General features: G+C 72.7%; 20 protein-coding genes. 16 read left to right on the forward strand and 4 right to left on the reverse strand.

Going from position 1 to position 19,660, the window contains the following annotated elements; translation table 11 throughout:
- Window positions 1-25: 25 nt before the first annotated feature.
- The 3 genes from hemW to ACGFWJ_RS10290 all read left to right on the forward strand — a co-directional run bounded on the left by hemW (window position 26) and on the right by ACGFWJ_RS10290 (window position 2,675).
- Window positions 26-1,255 carry a radical SAM family heme chaperone HemW gene (gene hemW / locus ACGFWJ_RS10280; RefSeq protein ID WP_387861505.1) on the forward strand — a complete coding sequence of 410 codons (1,230 nt, stop codon included), beginning with the start codon at window positions 26-28 and terminating at the stop codon, window positions 1,253-1,255.
- 128 nt (window positions 1,256-1,383) lie between these two features.
- The gene (locus ACGFWJ_RS10285; protein WP_392947325.1) at window positions 1,384-2,031 is read left to right on the forward strand and encodes an RNA polymerase sigma factor; all 648 of its coding nucleotides are present in this window, start codon (window positions 1,384-1,386) and stop codon (window positions 2,029-2,031) included.
- Complete coding sequence (locus tag ACGFWJ_RS10290; protein ID WP_392947328.1) at window positions 2,028-2,675, forward strand: hypothetical protein; 648 nt, start codon at window positions 2,028-2,030, stop codon at window positions 2,673-2,675. Before ACGFWJ_RS10285 ends, ACGFWJ_RS10290 begins: the two co-directional genes overlap by 4 nt.
- 7 nt (window positions 2,676-2,682) lie before the next feature.
- On the opposite strand, the gene ACGFWJ_RS10295 is transcribed toward ACGFWJ_RS10290, so the two are convergent.
- From ACGFWJ_RS10295 to htpX, 4 genes are read right to left on the reverse strand one after another with little or no spacing between them, the layout of a single operon-like run.
- Complete coding sequence (locus tag ACGFWJ_RS10295) at window positions 2,683-3,516, reverse strand: DUF3097 domain-containing protein (RefSeq protein WP_392947330.1); 834 nt, start codon at window positions 3,514-3,516, stop codon at window positions 2,683-2,685.
- 35 nt (window positions 3,517-3,551) lie between these two features.
- Window positions 3,552-4,322 carry a DUF2785 domain-containing protein gene (locus tag ACGFWJ_RS10300; RefSeq protein WP_392947333.1) on the reverse strand — a complete coding sequence of 257 codons (771 nt, stop codon included), beginning with the start codon at window positions 4,320-4,322 and terminating at the stop codon, window positions 3,552-3,554.
- A 24-nt stretch (window positions 4,323-4,346) separates the two neighbouring features.
- On the reverse strand, window positions 4,347-4,934 hold the full coding sequence (locus ACGFWJ_RS10305; RefSeq protein ID WP_387643137.1) for a hypothetical protein: 588 nt from the start codon (window positions 4,932-4,934) through the stop codon (window positions 4,347-4,349).
- A 53-nt stretch (window positions 4,935-4,987) separates the two neighbouring features.
- A complete protein-coding gene (gene htpX / locus ACGFWJ_RS10310; protein ID WP_392947336.1) occupies window positions 4,988-5,911 on the reverse strand; it encodes a zinc metalloprotease HtpX in 924 nt (307 codons plus the stop codon).
- Between the two features lie 272 nt (window positions 5,912-6,183).
- Here htpX and hrcA point away from each other — a divergent pair, with 272 nt between their 5' ends.
- The 13 genes from hrcA to ACGFWJ_RS10375 all read left to right on the forward strand — a co-directional run bounded on the left by hrcA (window position 6,184) and on the right by ACGFWJ_RS10375 (window position 19,622).
- On the forward strand, window positions 6,184-7,257 hold the full coding sequence (hrcA, locus tag ACGFWJ_RS10315; RefSeq protein WP_387861498.1) for a heat-inducible transcriptional repressor HrcA: 1,074 nt from the start codon (window positions 6,184-6,186) through the stop codon (window positions 7,255-7,257).
- Between the two features lie 69 nt (window positions 7,258-7,326).
- Window positions 7,327-8,466: a molecular chaperone DnaJ gene (gene dnaJ / locus ACGFWJ_RS10320; RefSeq protein ID WP_387643140.1), complete on the forward strand. Its 1,140-nt coding sequence runs from the start codon at window positions 7,327-7,329 to the stop codon at window positions 8,464-8,466.
- Window positions 8,467-8,558: 92 nt separating this feature from the next.
- Entirely contained in the window at window positions 8,559-9,302 is a 744-nt protein-coding gene (locus tag ACGFWJ_RS10325) for a 16S rRNA (uracil(1498)-N(3))-methyltransferase (RefSeq protein ID WP_392947339.1), read from the forward strand.
- Window positions 9,303-9,447: 145 nt separating this feature from the next.
- On the forward strand, window positions 9,448-12,651 hold the full coding sequence (locus tag ACGFWJ_RS10330; protein ID WP_392947342.1) for a PDZ domain-containing protein: 3,204 nt from the start codon (window positions 9,448-9,450) through the stop codon (window positions 12,649-12,651).
- A 79-nt stretch (window positions 12,652-12,730) separates the two neighbouring features.
- Window positions 12,731-13,084, forward strand: a complete 354-nt coding sequence (locus ACGFWJ_RS10335) for a histidine triad nucleotide-binding protein (RefSeq protein ID WP_392947344.1) — start codon at window positions 12,731-12,733, stop codon at window positions 13,082-13,084.
- Between the two features lie 3 nt (window positions 13,085-13,087).
- Window positions 13,088-14,005 (forward strand): ribonuclease Z, encoded by a 918-nt coding sequence (locus ACGFWJ_RS10340; protein WP_392947346.1) that lies wholly within the window; start codon window positions 13,088-13,090, stop codon window positions 14,003-14,005.
- A gap of 175 nt (window positions 14,006-14,180) precedes the next feature.
- The gene (locus ACGFWJ_RS10345) at window positions 14,181-15,284 is read left to right on the forward strand and encodes a PhoH family protein (RefSeq protein WP_387643145.1); all 1,104 of its coding nucleotides are present in this window, start codon (window positions 14,181-14,183) and stop codon (window positions 15,282-15,284) included.
- 14 nt (window positions 15,285-15,298) lie between these two features.
- A complete protein-coding gene (gene ybeY / locus ACGFWJ_RS10350; RefSeq protein ID WP_387643146.1) occupies window positions 15,299-15,793 on the forward strand; it encodes an rRNA maturation RNase YbeY in 495 nt (164 codons plus the stop codon).
- Between the two features lie 13 nt (window positions 15,794-15,806).
- On the forward strand, window positions 15,807-17,144 hold the full coding sequence (locus ACGFWJ_RS10355) for a hemolysin family protein (protein WP_387643147.1): 1,338 nt from the start codon (window positions 15,807-15,809) through the stop codon (window positions 17,142-17,144).
- A 115-nt stretch (window positions 17,145-17,259) separates the two neighbouring features.
- Window positions 17,260-17,502 (forward strand): hypothetical protein, encoded by a 243-nt coding sequence (locus ACGFWJ_RS10360; protein WP_392947351.1) that lies wholly within the window; start codon window positions 17,260-17,262, stop codon window positions 17,500-17,502.
- Entirely contained in the window at window positions 17,499-18,038 is a 540-nt protein-coding gene (locus tag ACGFWJ_RS10365; RefSeq protein ID WP_387643149.1) for a DUF4383 domain-containing protein, read from the forward strand. The genes ACGFWJ_RS10360 and ACGFWJ_RS10365 overlap by 4 nt, the downstream gene beginning before the upstream one ends.
- Before the next feature lie 85 nt (window positions 18,039-18,123).
- Window positions 18,124-19,110 carry an aldo/keto reductase gene (locus ACGFWJ_RS10370; protein ID WP_387643150.1) on the forward strand — a complete coding sequence of 329 codons (987 nt, stop codon included), beginning with the start codon at window positions 18,124-18,126 and terminating at the stop codon, window positions 19,108-19,110.
- A gap of 158 nt (window positions 19,111-19,268) precedes the next feature.
- Window positions 19,269-19,622 (forward strand): cytidine deaminase, encoded by a 354-nt coding sequence (locus ACGFWJ_RS10375; protein WP_387643151.1) that lies wholly within the window; start codon window positions 19,269-19,271, stop codon window positions 19,620-19,622.
- Window positions 19,623-19,660 lie beyond the last annotated feature (38 nt).

Raw genomic sequence — 19,660 nt, forward strand, 5'->3', positions numbered from 1 at the left:
GCGGGCCGTACCGGACAATGGGCGCATGCCCTCCGCACTTCCCGACGGCGAACCCGTGCCGTCCGACGGTTCGCTGCCCGCCCACGCCCTGGACGGACTCGGCGCCCGGCCGTTCGGTTTCTACCTGCACGTGCCGTACTGCGCCAGCCGCTGCGGCTACTGCGACTTCAACACCTACACCGCCACCGAACTGCGGTCCTCGGGCACCGTTGCCTCGCAGGACACCTACGCCGACAACGTGATCGCCGAGATCCGGCTGGCCCGGCGCATCCTCGGTGACGCCGAGCTGCCGGTGCAGACGGTGTTCCTCGGCGGCGGCACGCCCACCCTGCTGCCCGCCCGCGACCTGGTGCGGATGCTGGCCGCGCTGCGCGAGGAGTTCGGCCTCGCGGAGGGCGCGGAGGTCACCACCGAGGCCAACCCGGAGTCGGTGGACCCGGCGTACCTGGCCGAGCTGCGCGAGGGCGGCTACAACCGGATCTCCTTCGGCATGCAGAGCGCCCGCCCGCACGTGCTGCGGATCCTGGACCGCCACCACACCCCGGGCCGCCCCGAGGCGTGCGTCGCCGAGGCCCGCGAGGCCGGCTTCGAGCACGTCAACCTGGACCTGATCTACGGCACCCCCGGCGAGACCGACCAGGACTGGCAGGCCTCGCTGGACGCCGCGATCGGCGCCCGCCCCGACCACGTCTCCGCGTACTCGCTGATCGTCGAGGACGGCACCCGGCTGGCCGCCCGGGTCCGGCGCGGCGAACTGCCGATGATCGACGACGACGTGCACGCCGACCGCTACCTGATGGCCGAGCAGGCGCTCGCCGCCGCCGGGTACGCCTGGTACGAGGTCTCCAACTGGGCCACCACGCCCGAGGGCCGGTGCCGCCACAACGAGCTGTACTGGACGGGCGCCGACTGGTGGGGCGCCGGCCCGGGCGCGCACAGCCACGTCGGCGGGGTCCGCTGGTGGAACGCCAAGCACCCGGCCGCGTACGCGCAGGCGCTCGCCGAGGGCCGCACGCCCGCGCTCGGCCGCGAGGTGCTGGCCGGTGAGGACCGCCGGGTCGAGCGGATCCTGCTGGAGCTGCGCCTGGTCGAGGGCTGCCCGCTCGACCTGCTCACCGACACCGGCCGCAAGGCCGCCGACCGGGCCCTCGCCGACGGCCTGCTGGAGCCGGGCCCGTACGCGGACGGCCGGGCGGCGCTGACGCTGCGCGGCCGACTGCTGGCCGACGCGGTGGTCCGCGACCTGGTCGACTGAGCCGCGCCACCCGGTCCCGGGCGTCAACCTGACGATCGGGGAGTCGGGCGGGCGTGAAACGCTCCGGCGGGCTGCGGCCAAGTACTCGGTGAAGGGACCCGCCGGGTCCCCCGACCGAGGAGGGACGCATGCGCATCCGTGAGCATCCACGCCACGAAGCGCGACCCGAGGGCCGTCCACCGGAGCTGACCACTCCGGACGGCTTCGGCGCGTTCTACCGCCTGCACGTCAACGCCATACTCGACTTCGTCACCCGCCGGGTCAGCGATCCCCACCTGGCGGCCGACCTCACCGCGGACATCTTCGTCGCCGCGCTGGAGGCCGCCGGCAGCTACCGGCCCGAGCGCGGCACCGCGATCGGCTGGCTGTACGGCATCGCCCGGTACGTCATCGCGGGGTACCGGCGCGGCGACCACCGCGAACGCCGGGCGATCGGCCGGCTGTCCGGCCGCCGGCTGCTCGACGAGGAGGACATCCTCGCCCTGGAGGAGCGGATCGACGCCCAGCGGGCCGTCCGTGATCTCGCGCAGCGGCACGCCGGGCTCAGCGCCCCGCTGCGGGAGGTGCTCGACCTGGTCGTCATGGACGGCCTGACCACCGCCGAGACCGCGCAGGTGCTCGGCATCTCGCAGGCCACCGTCCGGGTGCGCATGCACCGCGCCCGGCGGCTGCTCGGTGCCGAACGCCGCCCCGCCCGCAAGGACCTGCCGAGGCCGGGCCCGCTGCTGCCCCGCCCCGCCGCCCCCGCCGACCCGATGATCGAGGTGGCCTCGTGACCAGCTCCGACCGAACCCCGTCCACCAGCAACTTCGAGCGCAGGCTCGGCGAGGAACTGGCCGTCCTCGCCGCCGAACGCGAGCCCGCCCGCCGCCCGGGACTGCTCCGCCGCCGCCCGGTACTGGCCGCACTCGCGGTCGGCGCGGCCGCCGTGGCCACCGCGCTGGTGCTGCCCGTGGCGCTCGGCGGCGAGCACGGCGGCACCGCCGCGTACGCGGTGACCAGGGAGCCGGACGGCACCATCGCGCTGCAACTGCGCGACCCGGCGGGCCTGCCGGACATGGTCGCCACCCTGCAGCGGTACGGCGTGCCGGCGGCCGGGATCGAGGAGGCCAGGACGCCCGAGGAGTGCACGCTGCCGGAGCCGGCCGGGACCCGCGCCCAGCCCGACCTGGTGCAGCCCGGCGACGGCCCCGGCATGGTGCGGATCGACCCCAAGCTCGTCCCGCCCGGCTCGACGGTGCTGCTGACCGCGGGCCGGGCCGAATTCCCCGGCGGGGCGTTCACCACCTTCCGGGCCGTGGTGGTGGAGTCCGTGCCCGACTGCGTGCCCGCGACGCGGATCGTGGTGGGGCAGGCAGTCGACCCGTCCGCCCTGCCGAGCCCGACGCAGACCGTCCTGCCGTCGGCGGTGTCGAGCTGAGTGGCTGTCAGGCAGTGCCGGACTGAGTGACGAAGTCGATCAACTCCTCGACCCGGCCGAGCAGTTCCGGCTCCAGTTCCTTCCAGCCGTCCACCGAGGCGAGGATCCGCTTCCAGGCGGCGGAGGTGTCCACCGGCCAGCCGAGACGGCGGCAGATGCCCTCCTTCCACACCTCGCCGCGCGGCACCTCGGGCCAGGCCGCGAAGCCGAGGCCGGCCGGTTTGACGGCCTGCCAGATGTCGACGTACGGGTGGCCGACGACCAGCACGTGGTCGCCGGTCACCTGTGCGGCGATCCGGTGCTCCTTGGTGCCGGGCAGCAGGTGGTCGACCAGGACGCCCAGCCGGCGGCCCGGGCCGGGGGCGAACTCGGCGACGATCGCGGGCAGGTCGTCGACGCCCTCCAGGTACTCGACCACCACGCCCTCGATCCGCAGGTCGTCGCCCCAGACCCGTTCGACCAGTTCGGCGTCGTGCCGGCCCTCGACGTAGATCCGCGACTCGCGGGCCACCCGGGCGCGCGCCCCGGGCACCGCTATCGACCCGGACGCCGTCCGCCCCGGCCCGCGCCGCGGGGCCGGTCCGGTCGGCCGGACCAGCGTCACCACCCGTCCATCCAGCAGGAATCCGCGCGGCACCAGCGGAAACACCCGGTGCTTGCCGAACCGGTCCTCCAGCGTGACGGTGAATCCCTCCGCGGTCCGTTCGCACCGCACCACCGCCCCGCAGAACCCGGTCGCCGCATCCTCCACCACCAGATCCCGCTCCGCCGCCACCTCCGGCGCGGGCTGCTGCCGCTTCCACGGCGGGGTCAGATCCGGCCCGTACTCCCTGCTGCGCATGCCCCGCAGTCTACGAAACCGCCCCCGACGGTCCGTCAGCCGAGGTACGGCGCGGCCGTCGACAGCACCTCGGCGATCCGCTCCCCGACCGCCGCCCCGTGCGGCAGCGCCCGCACCTCCGCGCCGCCCCACTGCGGGCGCACGCCCCGGACCGCCAGCAGGTGCACCACCCGCAGCGTGCGCAGGGTGTTGGACACTTCGGCCGGCACCGGCCCGGGCTCTCCGCCGGCGAACACCTCGGCCACCGCGTCCAGCCAGCCGACGGCCTGGCACTCCGTCAGCTCGGGCCGGGTCAGGGTCAACGCGAGCGCGCAGCCGAGCCGGTCGTCCTCCATCGCGTCGAAGACGTGCCCGGTCGGGGCGAGCAGCCGGGCCGTGCCGAGCGCCAGCAGCGGCTCCGGGTCGACGTCCGGGTGCTGCCCGAACGCGCCCAGCAGGTCGGCGCCGTGCGCGACGGCGTGAAGCCAGCCCAGCGCGGGGTGGTGCCCGCGCAGGTCGGTCTCGGCGGGGTACCAGCGGGCGAACGCGGCGAGCCACTCGGCGCGCAGGCTGCCGGTTCGCACGATGCGGCCCAGGACCAGCGGCGCGAACGTCCGGGCCTGGATCTCGGGGTCCCCGAAGCGGTCCGCCATCGCGTCGCCGAGCGCCAGTCGGCGTTCCTCGGCCAGCCCGGGTATCCAGCCGGCCAGCCGGGAGTACGCGCGCTCGTCGCGCTCCACCGGGTCGGGCGAGCGCAGCGCCTCGCGGACGGCGGCCAGCTCGGCCTCGGACGGATCACGGTCGGGCAGGGCGGTCCAGTCGGTCACGGACGACCACCCTGGGGCGGAGCCTCAGTCGTCCAGGCCGGGGGCGCCCCAGACCGGGAACCAGCGGGAGAGGTCGGACTCGATGCGCAGGTCGTTGCGGAGCAGGTTGGAGATCTCGATCTCCAGGGGGTTGTTGCGCTTCTCCTGGCCGGGGAGCTTGCACATCGGGTAGAAGGTGCCGCGCTTGTACAGGTAGACCAGGCCCAGCGAGCGGCCCTCGCGGTCGCGGAAGGCGACGATCGAGCAGAGCAGTTGCGGGCCGAAGCCGTTGGCCTCCAGCTCGCTGTTGACCGCGTGCAGGTCGTTGACCAGGTCGGGGAGTTCGTCGGGGGTGTGGCGGGCGAGCAGCCAGGAGTAGCCGTAGTTGTCGCGGGAGGCTTCGACGGGGGTGCCGCCGCGTTCGGTGTCCGCGTCGAGCAGGGCCCGGACCTGGGACTGGACCTCGGCGAAGGCGCCGCCCTCGACGGCGGCGAAGCACACCGAGCCGAGGCCGGTGGGGAGGAAGCCGGTGGCGGCCTGCAGGGTGAGCGCGGCCGACGGGATGCCGAACAGCTGGTCGAGGTCCGGCTTCACCGGCTTGCTGCGGCCGAACAGGGCGTCCAGGAATCCCACGGGGCGAGCTCCTTGATCAAGGGTGGAAGGCGGTCACTGCCCGAGCAAGGCGGTCACTGCCCGAGCTGGGAGGAGATCTTCGACAGCTGTGCGAGCCGCTGCTCCAGCGACGGGTGGGTGGAGAACAGCTGCGCGGCGGTCTCCTTGGCGCTCAGCGCGGGCGCGAAGTAGAAGGCGTTGTACGGCTGGGCCTTGCGCAGGTCCTCGGTCGGGATGGCGGCGATCTGCCCGGTCACCTTGGTCAGCGCGGAGGCCAGTGCGCTGGGGCGCCCGGTCAGCTGGGCGGCGGCCCGGTCGGCGGCGAGCTCGCGGTAGCGGGAGAGCAGCCGGGTGAGCAGGAAGCTGATCGCGTACACCACCATCGAGACCAGCGGGACGATGATCATCGCGATCGCGGCGTTGGAGTCGTTGCTGTTCCGGTTGCCGCCGCCCATCATTCCGCCGTACAGCGCGATCCGGGTCATCGCGCCGGCCAGCACGCCGAGGAATCCGGCCACCGTCATCACCGCGACGTCGCGGTGCGCGACGTGCGAGAGCTCGTGGGCGAGGACGCCCTCCAGTTCCTCCGGTTCCAGCCGGCGCAGCAGGCCGGTGGTCACGCAGATCACCGCGTTTTCCGGGTTCCGGCCGGTGGCGAAGGCGTTGGGCATGTCGTTGTGGGCGACCGCGACGCGCGGCTTGGGCATGTCGGCGAGCGCGCACAGCCGGTCGACCGCGCCGTGCAGCTGCGGGAACTCCTCGGGGGAGACCGGGTGGGCGCCCATCGCCCGTTCGGTGATCTTGTCGGAGAACCAGAACTGGGCGACGAACAGGCCGCCGGAGATCAGCACCACCAGGGGCCAGGCACCGCGCAGCAGCACGATCAGCAACCCGGTGAAGCCGACATAGAGCAGGCCGATCAAGAACATGGTGGTGACCATCCGGCCGGTCAGGCCGCGGTCGGGGGTGAACCGGGAGTGCTGCCGTGAGGCCGACATCGCTGCTCCTCCTTCGCCGTCTTCGCCTTCGATGCTGCCACCGGCGGGGCCCGCAGGCACCATCCGAAACGATGGGAATCCGATGGGAATGCGGTCGCGTCGGCCCGCGGGAGCCGGTCGGCGCGGTTTTCGGTCGAGGATCACGTCGGCGGACCGTTCCTGCCATCAGGCCCGGGCCGTACACTGGCAGGTACGGTTCTGGCACTCTGCCCAGTTGAGTGCCAGAGAGGATCGACCACCGGTTCAACGGACGACGACGGAGGTGCGTGCACATGCCGGACGACGGCAAGCCCGACGGCCGCCTGATCGACACGCGCCCGTCCGTGCGCCCGTTGGACGAGCGACGGCTGGCCGTGCTCCGCGCGATCGTGCAGGACTACGTGGGCACCGAGGAGCCGGTCGGCTCCAAGGCCCTGGTGGAGCGCCACAACCTGGGCGTCTCACCGGCCACGGTGCGCAACGACATGGCCGCGCTGGAGGACGACGGGTTCATCCACCAGCCGCACACCAGCGCGGGCCGGATCCCCACCGACAAGGGCTACCGGCTGTTCGTCGACCGCCTCGCCGAGGTGAAGCCGATGACGCCCCCGGAGCGCCGGGCGATCCGGCACTTCCTGGAGGGCGCGGTCGACCTGGACGACGTGGTGGCCCGTACGGTGCGGCTGCTGGCGCAGCTGACCCGGCAGGTCGCGGTGGTCCAGTACCCGTCGCTGACCCGCTCCACCGTGCGGCACATCGAACTCGTCTCGCTCACCCCGACCAAGCTGATGCTGGTGCTGATCACCAACACCGGCCGGGTCGAGCAGCGGATGGTGGACTGCCCCGGCCCGGTCGGCGAGACCGTGCTGGGAGACCTGCGGGCCAGGCTGAACGGCATGGCGGGCGGCTGTCGGCTGCCCGAGGTGCCGACCCTCCTGGAGGACCTGCCGGCCAGTTTCGAGCCGGCCGACCGGCCCTCGGTCAGCACCGTGCTGACCGTGCTGTTCGAAACGCTCGCCGAACAGAACGAGGAACGGATCATGCTGGCGGGCACCGCCAACCTGACCCGGTTCAACCACGACTTCCCGCTCTCCATCCGTCCGGTGCTCGAGGCACTGGAGGAGCAGGTGGTGCTGCTGCGCCTGCTGGGTGAGACCGGGGACTCGGCGATGACGGTCCGGATCGGCCACGAGAACGCCTATGAAGGCCTGAATTCCACGTCGGTGGTCTCCGTCGGTTACGGTTCGGGCGACCAGAGCGTGGCAAAGCTGGGTGTGATCGGTCCGACCCGGATGGATTACCCGGGCACAATGGGGGCGGTGCGAGCGGTGGCGCGATACGTCGGCCAGATCCTGGACGAGTCATAACAAGGCTGCGTGAGACCGTCACGCAGTTCTCGCAAGCACTTCTAGAGGCGGAACAAACCGGAGCATTTGGTGGCCACGGACTACTACGCGGTACTCGGCGTCCGACGCGACGCGGGGCAGGACGAGATCAAGAAGGCGTTTCGGCGCCTCGCCCGTGAACTGCACCCGGACGTCAACCCGGACCCGAAGACGCAGGAGCGGTTCAAGGAGATCAACGCCGCCTACGAGGTGCTCTCCGATCCGCAGAAGCGTCAGGTGTACGACCTCGGCGGCGACCCGCTGTCGCCGAACGGTGGCGGTGCGGGCGGCTTCGGGGCCGGAGCGGCCGGCTTCGGCTTCTCCGACATCATGGACGCCTTCTTCGGCGCCGCGACCGGCCAGCGCGGCCCGCGTTCGCGCACCCGCCGCGGGCAGGACGCGATGATCCGACTGGAGATCACCCTGGAGGAGGCCGCGTTCGGCACCACCAAGGAACTCCAGGTCGACACCGCCGTCACCTGCACCACCTGTAACGGCGAGGGCGCCGCGCCGGGTACCTCCGCGCAGACCTGTGACATGTGTCGCGGCAAGGGCGAGGTCTCCCAGGTCACCCGGTCCTTCCTGGGCCAGGTCATGACCTCCCGGCCCTGCCCGCAGTGCCAGGGCTTCGGCACCGTCGTCCCGACCCCGTGCCCCGAGTGCGCGGGCGACGGCCGGGTCCGGGCCCGCCGCACCCTCACGGTGAAGATCCCCGCCGGTGTCGACAACGGCACCCGGATCCAGCTGGCCGGCGAGGGCGAGGTCGGCCCCGGCGGCGGCCCCGCCGGCGACCTGTACGTGGAGATCGCCGAGACCAGCCACGCCGTCTTCCAGCGCCGCGGTGACGACCTGCACTGCACCGTCACCATCCCGATGACGGCCGCCGCACTCGGCACCCAGGTGCCGCTGCAGACCCTGGACGGCCTGGAAGAGGTCGACATCCGGCCCGGCACCCAGTCCGGCCAGTCGATCCCGCTGCACGGCCGCGGCATCACCCACCTGCGCGGTGGCGGCCGGGGCGACCTGATAGTGCACGTCGAGGTGCAGACGCCCACCAAGCTCGACCCGGAGCAGGAGGAGCTGCTGCGGCGGCTCGCCATGCTCCGCGGCGAGGAGCGGCCGTCCGGCCAGTTCGCACCCGGCCAGCAGGGCCTGTTCTCCCGGCTGAAGGACGCCTTCAACGGCCGGTGAGACCCGTTCCTTTCCGGGCCGGGAGTGGTGCACGCCGCCGCTTCCGGCCCGGGTTTTTTTGTTGTTCTTTCCGCGAGAGGGTTCCTGTTCCGATGACCGCACCGGTGTTCGTCGTCGACGACCTGGCGGGCGCCGCCCCCGGCGCCACCGTCCGCCTCGACGGCCCCGAGGGGCGGCACGCCGTCGCCGTCAAGCGCCTGGAGCCCGGCGAGGCCGTCACCCTCGCCGACGGACACGGCCGCGGCGCGGACGGCACCGTCGTCGCGGTGCACGGCAAGGACGCGCTGGACGTGCTGGTCGCCGCCGTACGCGAGGAGGCCGCGCCCGCGCCCCGGATCACCGTCGTCCAGGCGCTGCCCAAGGGCGACCGCGGCGAACTCGCCGTCGAGACGATGACCGAGGCCGGCATCGACGCGGTGGTGCCGTGGGCGGCCTCCCGGTGCATCACCCAGTGGAAGGGCGAGCGCGGCACGAAGGCGCTCGCCAAGTGGCGGGCGACCGCGCGCGAGGCGGGCAAGCAGGCGCGACGGCTGCGCTTTCCCGAGGTGCACGACCTGATGACCACGCGGCAGTTGCTTCCGCTGCTGTCGAAGGCCACCTTCGCCGCTGTCCTGCACGAGGAAGGTTCGCTGCCGCTGGCCACGGCGGAGCTTCCCGCCTCCGGCGAGATCGTGCTGATCGTCGGGCCGGAGGGCGGGGTGTCGCCGGAGGAGATCGCGGCTTTCGCCGAGGCCGGGGCGAAGCCTTATCGACTCGGGCCGTCCGTCCTGCGCACCTCCACCGCGGGGGTCGCGGCGGGGGCGCTGCTGCTCGGGCGTACGGGGCGCTGGGGGTAAACGAACAGGGGCGCGTGGGGGTACCTCCCAGCCGAGGTCGCGATCACGTGCAAGTCATTGTCCTGCGCCGTGATCTCGCGGTTGGGCGCCTTCCGCTTCGCGCACTTCCCCGCGCCCCTGGTCGCGCTCCCTCTACTGTGGCCGGGTGACCGATTTGACGCGCGGATACCTGCGCCACCCCCACTTGCACGGCGACGTAGTCGCTTTCGTCGCCGAGGACGATGTCTGGCTGGCCCCTGTGGAGGGCGGGCGCGCTTGGCGCTTGACCGCGGATCAGGCGCCGGTGGGGGCCGTGCGGTTCTCGCCGGACGGGCGGACGGTGGCGTGGACGTCACACCGGGACGGGGCGCCGGAGGTGCATGTCGCGCCGGCGGCCGGTGGGCAGGCGCGGCGGCTGACGTACTGGGGGAGCCCGTTCACGGCGTTGGTGGGGTGGACCGGCGACGGCCGGCCGATCGCGATCACCACGGCGGGGCAGGAGACGATCCGTCGGACGTGGGCGTTCGCGGTGCCGCTGGACGGGGGCGAGCCGCAGCGGCTGCCGTACGGGCCGATCGGGGCGCTGGCGTTCGAGCCGGTGCCGGCGGGGGCGACGGGTGGGCGGGTGCTGCTGGGGACGCACAACCGGGAAGCCGCGCACTGGAAGCGCTACCGGGGCGGCCGGGCCGGGAAGTTGTGGATCGGGGCGGCCGAGTTCGAGCGGTTGCACGCCGAGTTGGACGGCCAGTTGGAGTGCCCGCTGTGGGTGGGTGACCGGGTGGCGTTCCTGTCCGACCACGAGGGTGTCGGGCGGCTGTACTCGAGCCTTCCGGACGGTACCGACCTGCGGGCGCACGGCCCGGCAGACACCGGGTTCTACGCCCGGCAGGCGTCCACCGACGGCACCCGGGTGATCTGGCAGAGCGCGGGTGACCTGTGGCTGCTGGACAACCTGGAGGGTGCCGAGCCGCGCCGGTTGGAGATCGACCTGGCGGGTCCGCGCAGCAGCCGCCGGCCGCATCCGACCCGGGCCGACGGGCAGGTGGAGACCGTCGCTGTCGACCGCACCGGCCGGGCCGCGGCCGTGGTGGTGCGGGGCACCGTGCACTGGGTGACCCACCGGGAGGGTCCGTCGCGGGTGCTGGACGAGACGCCGGGGGTGCGCAACCGCCTGGTGCGGGTCGTCCCCGGCGAGGACGGCGCGCAGGGCGTGGTGTGGGTGACGGACGCCGAGGGCGAGGACGCGATCGAGTACGCGCCCGCGGTGCTCGGCGCGGAGCGCCGGAGGCTGGCGGCCGGGCAGCTGGGCCGGGTGCTGTCGCTGACGGTCTCGCCGGACGGCCGGCAGCTCGCGGTGGCTTCGCACGACGGCCGGCTGCTGCTGGTGGCGCTCAGCGACGGCGCCGTGCACGAGCTGGCGCGCAGCGGCGAGGGCGAGGTCAGCGGGCCGGTGTTCAGCCCGGACTCGGGCTGGCTGGCCTGGTCGCAGCCGGTGCTCGGGCCGTGGTCGCTGCGCCAGATCATGCTGGCCGACCTGACCTCGCGGACCGTCAGCGAGGCCACCCCGCAGCGCTTCCACGACTATTCGCCGGCCTTCACCTCGGACGGCAAGCACCTGGCGTTCCTGTCGGTGCGCACCTTCGACCCGGTGTACGACGAGCACGTCTTCGACCTGTCGTTCCCCGGCGGCACCCGCCCGTACCTGCTGACGCTGGCCGCCGACACCCCGTCGCCGTTCGGGCCGCAGCGGGCCGGGCGGCCGGTCGGCGGCGAGGACGAGGAGAGCAAGGACGGCGACAAGAGCGAGTCGGCGACGCCCACCACGAAGGTCGATCTGGAGGGCCTGGCCGACCGGATCGTGCCGTTCCCGGTGGCGGCCGGGCGGTTCGGGGCGCTGCGCGCGGCGAAGGACGGCGTGCTGTGGGGCCGGATCCCGTTCAGCGGTGAACTCGGCGACAGCGCCGCCTCGTTGGACGACACCCCGGCCGGCACCGCGCTGGAGCGCTACGACCTGAAGAAGCGCAAGGTGGAGGAACTGCTCACCGGCGTCGACACGTTCGCGATCTCCGCGGACGGCGCGCGGGTGGCGGTGCTGGAGGACGGCAGCGTGCGGATCGTCCCCGCCGACCAGAAGGCCGACGACGGCGAGGACACCGACGTCGATCTCGACCGGATCCGGATCACTGTCGACCCGGCCGCCGAGTGGCGGCAGATGTTCGACGAGAACGGCCGGCTGATGCGCGACAACTTCTGGCGCGCCGACCTCGGCGGCGTCGACTGGGCGGGCGCGCTGGCGCGCTACCGGCCGCTGGTCGACCGGGCCGGCTGCCACTCCGACCTGGTGGACCTGCTGTGGGAGACGGTCGCCGAGCTCGGCACCTCGCACGCCTACGTGATCCCACCCGGCCGGGGCACCGAGGCGGCCCGCCGGCAGGGCCTGCTCGGCGCGGACCTGGTCCGCGACGGCGAGGTGTGGCGGGTGGCCCGGGTGGTGCCCGGCGAGTCCTCCGACCCGCGGGCCCGTTCTCCGCTGGCCGCGCCGGGCGCGGCGATCCGCCCCGGTGACGCGATCCTGGCCGTCAACGGCCGCCCGGTCGATCCGGTGACCGGCCCCGGCCCGCTGCTGGCCGGCACCGCCGACCAGCCGGTCGAGCTGACCGTCAGCGGCAAGGACGGCGGCGAGCGCCACCCCGTGGTGGTGCCGCTGGACGACGAGGAGGCGCTGCGCTACCACGACTGGGTGGCGGGGCGGCGGGCCGCCGTCCACGAGCTGTCCGGCGGGCGGCTCGGCTACCTGCACGTGCCCGACATGCAGAGCGCGGGCTGGGCGCAGCTCCACCGCGACCTGCGGATCGAGATGGCCCGCGAGGGCGTGGTGGTCGACCTGCGGGAGAACCGCGGCGGCCACACCTCGCAGCTGATCGTGGAGAAGCTGGCCCGCCGGATCGTCGGCTGGAACCGCGGCCGCGACCTGGACCGCCCCGAGCCCTACCCGGCGGACGCCCCGCGCGGCCCGGTGGTGGCGCTGGCCAACGAGTTCTCCGGCTCGGACGGCGACATCGTCAACGCCGCGATCCAGGCGCTCGGCATCGGCCCGGTGGTGGGCACCCGCACCTGGGGCGGCGTGATCGGCATCGACAACAAGTACGACCTGGTGGACGGCACGACGGTCACCCAGCCCAAGTACTCCAGCTGGCTGGAGGGCTACGGCTGGGGCCTGGAGAACGGCGGCGTCACGCCCGACATCGAGGTCGCGGTCGCCCCGCACGACTGGGCGGCCGGCCGGGACCCGCAGCTGGAGACCGCGGTGCGGGTCGCGCTGGAGGCGCTGGCCGTCACCCCGGCCAAGACCGCGCCGCCGATCGACTGACAGCGGGGAGGGGGCGTCCGCGCCCCCTCCCTGTAGGGTCGTCGTCACCAGTGACGGATGTTCAGAAGGAGTGCGGGAGATGGCCGGCGAGCCGCAGGCGGACTGTGTGTTCTGCAAGATCGTGTCGGGGGACATCCCGGCGACGGTGGTGCGCAGGAGCGCCCGGACGCTGGCGTTCCGCGACATAAACCCGCAGGCTCCCACCCACCTGCTGGTGATCCCGCACGTGCACTACGCCAACGCGGCCGAACTGGCCGTCGCGGAGCCGGAGATCGCCGCCGAGCTGCTCGCCGAGGCCGGCGAGGCCGCCAAGGGCGAGGGCCTGGAGTCGTACCGGATGATCTTCAACACCGGTGCGGACTCCGGCCAGACGGTGTTCCACGCGCACGTGCACGTGCTGGGCGGGCGCACGCTCGCCGAGGGGCTGGTCTGAGCGTTGTCGCAGCGTGAACTCGTCGTCCTCGGCACGGCCAGCCAGGTGCCGACCCGGCACCGGAACCACAACGGATACCTGCTGCGCTGGGACGGCGAGGGGCTGCTGTTCGACCCGGGGGAGGGCACCCAGCGGCAGATGCTGCAGGCGGGCGTGACCGCCACCGGGATCACCCGGATCGCGGTGTCGCACTTCCACGGCGACCACTGCCTGGGCCTGCCGGGCGTGCTGCAGCGGATCAACCTGGACCGGGTGCCGCACCCGGTGGACGCCTACTACCCGGCGTCCGGCCAGGTGTTCTTCGACCGGCTGCGGCACGCCAGCGTCTACCACGCCACCGCCGAGCTGCGGGAGCGCCCGGTCGCCGGGCCCGGCCCGCTGGAGGCGCCGGGCGCGCCGTTCGAGCTGGCGGCGGTGCGGCTGTCGCACCCGGTGGAGTCGTTCGGCTACCGGCTGACCGAGCCGGACGGCGTCCGGCTGCGCCCCGAGCGGCTGCGCGAACTCGGTCTGCGCGGACCGGCGGTGGGGCAGCTGCAGCGCGACGGCCGGGTCGAGGTGGACGGGCGGACGGTGCTGCTGGCGGAGGTCGCGGAGAAGCGGCCCGGGCAGCGGTTCGCCTTCGTGATGGACACCCGGCTGTGCGACGGGGTCGCCGAACTCGCCGAGGGCGCAGACCTGTTGGTGATCGAGGCGACCTTCCTGGAGGCGGACGCCGCACTCGCCGAGGAGCACGGCCACCTGACCGCCGCGCAGGCCGCCCGGGTGGCCGCCGAGGCGGGGGTGCGCCGGCTGGTGCTGACCCACTTCTCGCAGCGCTACCCGGACCTGCAGGCGCACCGCGCGGAGGCCGAGAAGCACTTCGACGGCGAGGTCGTGATCGCCGAGGATCTGGCCAGGATCCCCGTCCCACCGCGCCGTTGAGCGCCCCCCGGGGCGCGCGTTGACGAAAAACCGCTCGCACATCGGGGCGACAGACCCCACCATCGAAGCCGCCGTGCCGCTCCGGCGAACATCTGCGCGGCGTACCCTGGTGGCCTGGAGAGCCCTGGCCACACGACACGACGGATTGGGATGAGGCAGGCCGTAGCGCCGACCCATGACTGACTCACCGCAGACCCGAACCGACGGACAGCGGCCCGCCGACGCGGCAGCCGCCAGCACCCGGATAGTCATTCCGGAGAAGCACCCGATGGTCACCCTGCTGGGTGCGGCCGACTCGCTCCTGCGAGTGATCGAGGGCGGCTTCCCGGACGCCGACATCCATGTCCGAGGAAACGAGGTGACGGCCACCGGCTCTCCGGCCGAGGTCGCGCTCGTCAAGCAGCTCTTCACCGAGATGATGCTGGTGCTGCGCACCGGCCAGCCACTGACGGAGGACGCCGTGGAGCGCTCCATCACCATGCTCAGGAGCGCCGCGGAGGACCCGGCCCACCCGGCCCCGTCCGAGGTGTTCACGGCGAACATCCTGTCCAACCGGGGCCGCACCATCCGCCCCAAGACGCTCAACCAGCAGCGCTACGTCGACGCGATCGACAAGCACACCATCGTCTTCGGCCTCGGCCCGGCCGGCACCGGCAAGACCTACCTGGCGATGGCCAAGGCCGTGCAGGCGCTGCAGGCCAAGGAGGTCAACCGGATCATCCTGACCCGGCCGGCCGTCGAGGCGGGGGAGCGGCTGGGCTTCCTGCCCGGCACCCTCTACGAGAAGATCGACCCCTACCTGCGGCCGCTGTATGACGCGCTGCACGACATGATGGACCCGGACTCGATCCCGCGGCTGATGGCCGCCGGCACGATCGAGGTGGCTCCGCTGGCGTACATGCGAGGCCGCACCCTGAACGACGCGTTCATCATCCTCGACGAGGCGCAGAACACCTCGCCCGAGCAGATGAAGATGTTCCTGACCCGCCTCGGTTTCAACTCCCGGGTGGTGGTCACCGGCGACACCAGCCAGATCGACCTGCCGGGCGGTACCCGCAGTGGTCTGAAGGTGGTCCAGGAGATCCTGGTCGACGTGCCCGACATCCACTTCTCGGTGCTGACCAGCACCGACGTGGTGCGGCACAAGCTGGTCGGCCGCATCGTTGACGCGTACGAACGCTGGGACGCCCGGCAGGAGGCCGAGGAGTCCGGCGACCGCAAACCCGTTCAACGTCGGGGCGCCCGGGCGCCCCGGCAGTCCCATCGCACCGAAAGCTGAGTACTGAGCCCTCCATGTCGATCGACATCGCCAACGAGTCCGGGTGGGACGTCGACGAGGATTCCATCCTCGACGTCGCCCGCTACGCCCTCGAAAAGATGCGGATTCACCCGCAGTCCGAGCTCTCCGTGATCATCTACGACAGCGAGTCGATGGCGGAGCTGCACGTCCAGTGGATGGACCTGCCCGGTCCGACCGACGTGATGTCGTTCCCCATGGACGAACTGCGGCCCGGCAAGGAGGGCGAGGACCTGCCGGAGGGCCTGCTCGGCGACATCGTGCTCTGCCCCGAGGTGGCGAAGCAGCAGGGCCTGGCCGCCCCGACCAAGCACTCGATGGACGAGGAGCTGCAGCTGCTCACCGTCCACGGGGTGCTGCACGTGCTCGGCTACGACCACGAGGAGCCCGACGAGGAGCGCGAGATGTTCGCGCTGCAGAAGCGGATCCTGGACGACTGGCGGGCCGGTCGCGGGCTGACCGGGCTGTCTCCCGCGCCGACCGTCCACTGAGGGCCGGCCGTCTGTGAGTGGTGAGAGTACGAGCTTCCTGGTCGGGGCGCTGCTGCTGGTGGTGTTCGGCTGGCTGGCCGCGTGCGCCGAGGCGGGGATCTCCCGGATGTCCCGGTTCCGCGCCGAGGAGGCGGTCCGCTCGGGCCGCCGCGGTTCGGACCGGCTGCTGACGCTGGCCTCGGACAACATCCGCTACCTGAACCTGGCGATGCTGATCCGGGTGGCCGCCGAGATGGCCGCCGCGGTGCTGGTCACCGTGGTGTGCGTGCGCAGCTTCCAGCAGACCTGGCTGGCCGTGCTGGTGGCGGTGGGTGTGATGGTGCTGGTGTCGTTCGTGGCGGTCGGGGTCTCCCCGCGCACGATCGGCCGTCAGCACCCGCTGAGCACCGTCACCGCGGCGTCCTACGTGCTGCTGCCGCTGGCCCGGATCCTCGGTCCGATCCCGCGGCTGCTGATCCTGCTCGGCAACGCGCTGACGCCCGGCAAGGGCTATCGGGAGGGCCCGTTCGCCTCCGAGGCGGAGCTGCGGGCGCTGGTGGACCTCGCGGAGAAGGACGACCTGATCGAGGACGAGGAGCGCCGGATGGTGCACTCGGTCTTCGAGCTGGGCGACACCATCGTCCGCGAGGTGATGGTGCCGCGCACCGACCTGGTGATGATCGAGCGGCACAAGACCGTCCGGCAGACGCTGACGCTGGCGCTGCGCTCGGGCTTCTCGCGGATCCCGGTGGTCGGCGACAACGAGGACGACGTGGTCGGCATCGTCTACCTGAAGGACCTGGTGCGGCGCACCCACATCAACCGGGACGCCGAGTCGGAGCAGGTGGACTCGGTGATGCGCCCGGCGGTGTTCGTGCCGGACTCCAAGCCGGCCGCGGACCTGCTGCGCGAGATGCAGCAGATGCGCTCGCACGTGGCGATCGTGATCGACGAGTACGGCGGCACCGCCGGACTGGTCACCATCGAGGACATCCTGGAGGAGATCGTCGGCGAGATCACCGACGAGTACGACCGGGAGATCGCCCCGGTCGAGGACCTCGGCGACGGCTCGTTCCGGATCACCGCCCGGCTCACCGTCGAGGACCTCGGCGAACTGTTCGGCATCGAGCTGGACGACGAGGACGTGGAGACCGTCGGCGGCCTGCTGGCCAAGTGCCTGGGCCGGGTGCCGATCCCCGGATCGTCCTGCGAGGTGCCGGTGCCGGAGGGCAGCGGGCTGGCCGCGATCAGCCTGACCGCGGAGAGCTCCGCGGGCCGCCGCAACCGGATCGGCACCGTGGTGGCCGCGCCGGTGCGCGCCGAGGAGTACGCGAAGCACGCCGAGGAACCGGCCGAGGAGCACGCTCCGTAGTCCGCCGTACCCGCAGCGGGCCCTGGACGGGCCGTCCCAACCGGCTTGCCGGGTCGGACGGTTCGGCCCGGGGCCCGTTTGCCTGACCGCCCCCGGCGTGCCGACCATGGGAGACATGGCACATCTACTGCGCGCGGAATACGGCCCCACCGGGCCGGCCGGCGGGGTGGCCAGGTGGCATGTGGTCCGTGACACCGACCTCTCGTACGGCATGTGCGGCGCCGAGATCGCCTCGGACGCCGAGAGCAAGCCGGAGGAGGCCTGGGGCACCGGGCTGCACTGCTGCCAGCAGTGCGGGTCGCTGTACCTGCACGAAGTGCCGTTCCTCCGGTCCGACCATGCGGGGAGGACCCGATGAGACTCCACGACGAACTCCCGGTCGACCACCGGCTGGGCCAGGTGTACCGCTACGGTGCCGGGCTGGGCGGAGTGTTCCTGGTGGTGTTCGGCATCCTCGGGCTCACCGGCGGCACCCCCGGCTTCATCGACACCACGGGCAAGCAGGTGCTGGGCATGTCCAGCAACGGCGCGCTGAGCGTGCTGTCGCTGGTGGCCGGCGGAATCCTGATCCTGGGTGCGATCATCGGCGGAAACTTCGCCTCCGACCTCAACATGATCATGGGCGTGCTGTTCGTGCTGGCCGGCTTCGTCGGCCTGATGGTGCTGGACTCCAGCGCCAACCGGCTCGCCTTCCACATCGGCAACGTCGTCTTCAGCTTCGTCTTCGGCTTCGTGATCCTGACCTTCGGCATGTACGGCCGGGTCAGCAGCCACCTGCCGCAGGACAACCCGTACTGGAAGCGGCGGCACGAGCACGACGCCGAGCGGCCCGACGGCCCGCCGGTGCTGGTGAAGGTTCTGCGTCCGGGGCCGCCGAACCCGACCGGGCACTGATCGTTCCGTCATAGAGTGAACCGCACTTGGCCCGACGGATCGTCAGATCCGTTGGGCCGCGGTCGGCTTGGAGGGGAAGAGGCACATGACGGAGCGCATGCTCGGGGCGCTGGCCAGTTCGCCGATCGGGTTCGGGGCGATGGTGCTCTCACCCGGCGTGTACGGCGAGATCGACGAGGCGCGCGGCCAGGGCGCGCTGCACGCCGCGATCGACGCCGGCGCCCGGCTCATCGACACCGCGGACGGCTACGGCCGCGGACACAACGAGGAACTGATCGGCCGGGCCCTGCGCGGCCGGCGCGACGAGGTGGTGCTGGCCACCAAGTTCGGCTTCCGGATCCCGGAGGGCGCCGAGGCGCATCGCTTCCCGGTGCACTTCGCGTTCGAGGAACTGGCGGTGAACTGCGAGCCCAAGTACGTGCGCGGCTACGCGGAGCAGTCGCTGCGCAACCTCGGCACCGATGTGATCGACCTGTACTACCCGCACTTCCCGGACCCGCAGGTGCCGTTCGAGGACACCGTCGGCGCGGTCGCCGAACTGATCGCCGACGGCAAGGTGCGGCACCTCGGGCTCTCCAACGTGACGGCCGCGCAACTGCGCGCCGCGCACGCGGTGCACCCGGTGGCGGCGGTGCAGGTGCAGTGGTCGATGTGGCAGCCGATCGACCCGGAGCTGCTGGCCGTCACCCGTGAACTGGGCGTCGGCGTGGTGGCCTGGAGCCCGCTCGGTGGCGGCTTCCTGACCGGCACCGTGCAGCAGGTCTCCGAGGGTGACTTCCGGCAGAACATCGCCCGGTTCTCCGCCGAGAACCTGGCCGCGAACAACGACCGGTACGCCCCGGTGCGCGCGATCGCCGCCGAACTGGGCGTCACCCCCGGCCAGTTGGCGCTGGCCTGGCTGCTGCGGCAGGACGAGCACGTGGTGCCGATCCCGGGCAGCCGCACCCCCGCGCACATCGCGGAGAACCAGGCCGCCGCCGAACTGGTGCTGGACGAGGCCGTGCTGGCCCGGATCGACGCCGCGCTGGCGGAGTTCGTGCCGGCGGGGGAGGGTGCGCTGCTCAAGGACTGAGCCTCCGGCGAGGGGCGGCTGTTCGGAGGGGTCCTGTTCAAGGGTTGAGCCGGTGAATGGCCGAGGGCCGGAGGGGTCCTGTTCAAGGGTTGAGCCGGCGAATGGCCGAGGGCCGGACGCCCGGGCCGGTGCGCCGGTGGGCGACCTATGCTCGGGCCATGACCGAGATTTCCGAGCTGGACCCCGAGGACAAGAAGATCATCACGCTGGCCCGCTCGGCCCGCGCCCGCAACGGCGTGGCCGAGGGCGCCGCGGTCCGCGACGAGACCGGCCGCACCTACGTGGCCGGGACGGTCGCGCTGGAGTCGCTGAAGCTGAGCGCCCTGCAGACGGCGGTGGCGATGGCGGTGGCCAGCGGGGCGAAGAGCCTGGAGGCGGCGGCCGTGGTCTCCGCGGCGGACGAGCCGGCGGCGGACGACCTGGCGGCGGTGCGGGACCTGGGCGGGGCCGGCACGCCGGTGCTGCTGGCCGGGCCGGACGGGACGCTGAAGGTGGCCGCCGAGGCGCGGTGAGGCGCTGAGTACGCCCCTCGACAATCCCTCGGCCGGTG

The sequence above is a fragment of the Kitasatospora sp. NPDC048407 genome (genome assembly GCF_043200475.1).
Lineage (GTDB): Bacteria > Actinomycetota > Actinomycetes > Streptomycetales > Streptomycetaceae > Kitasatospora.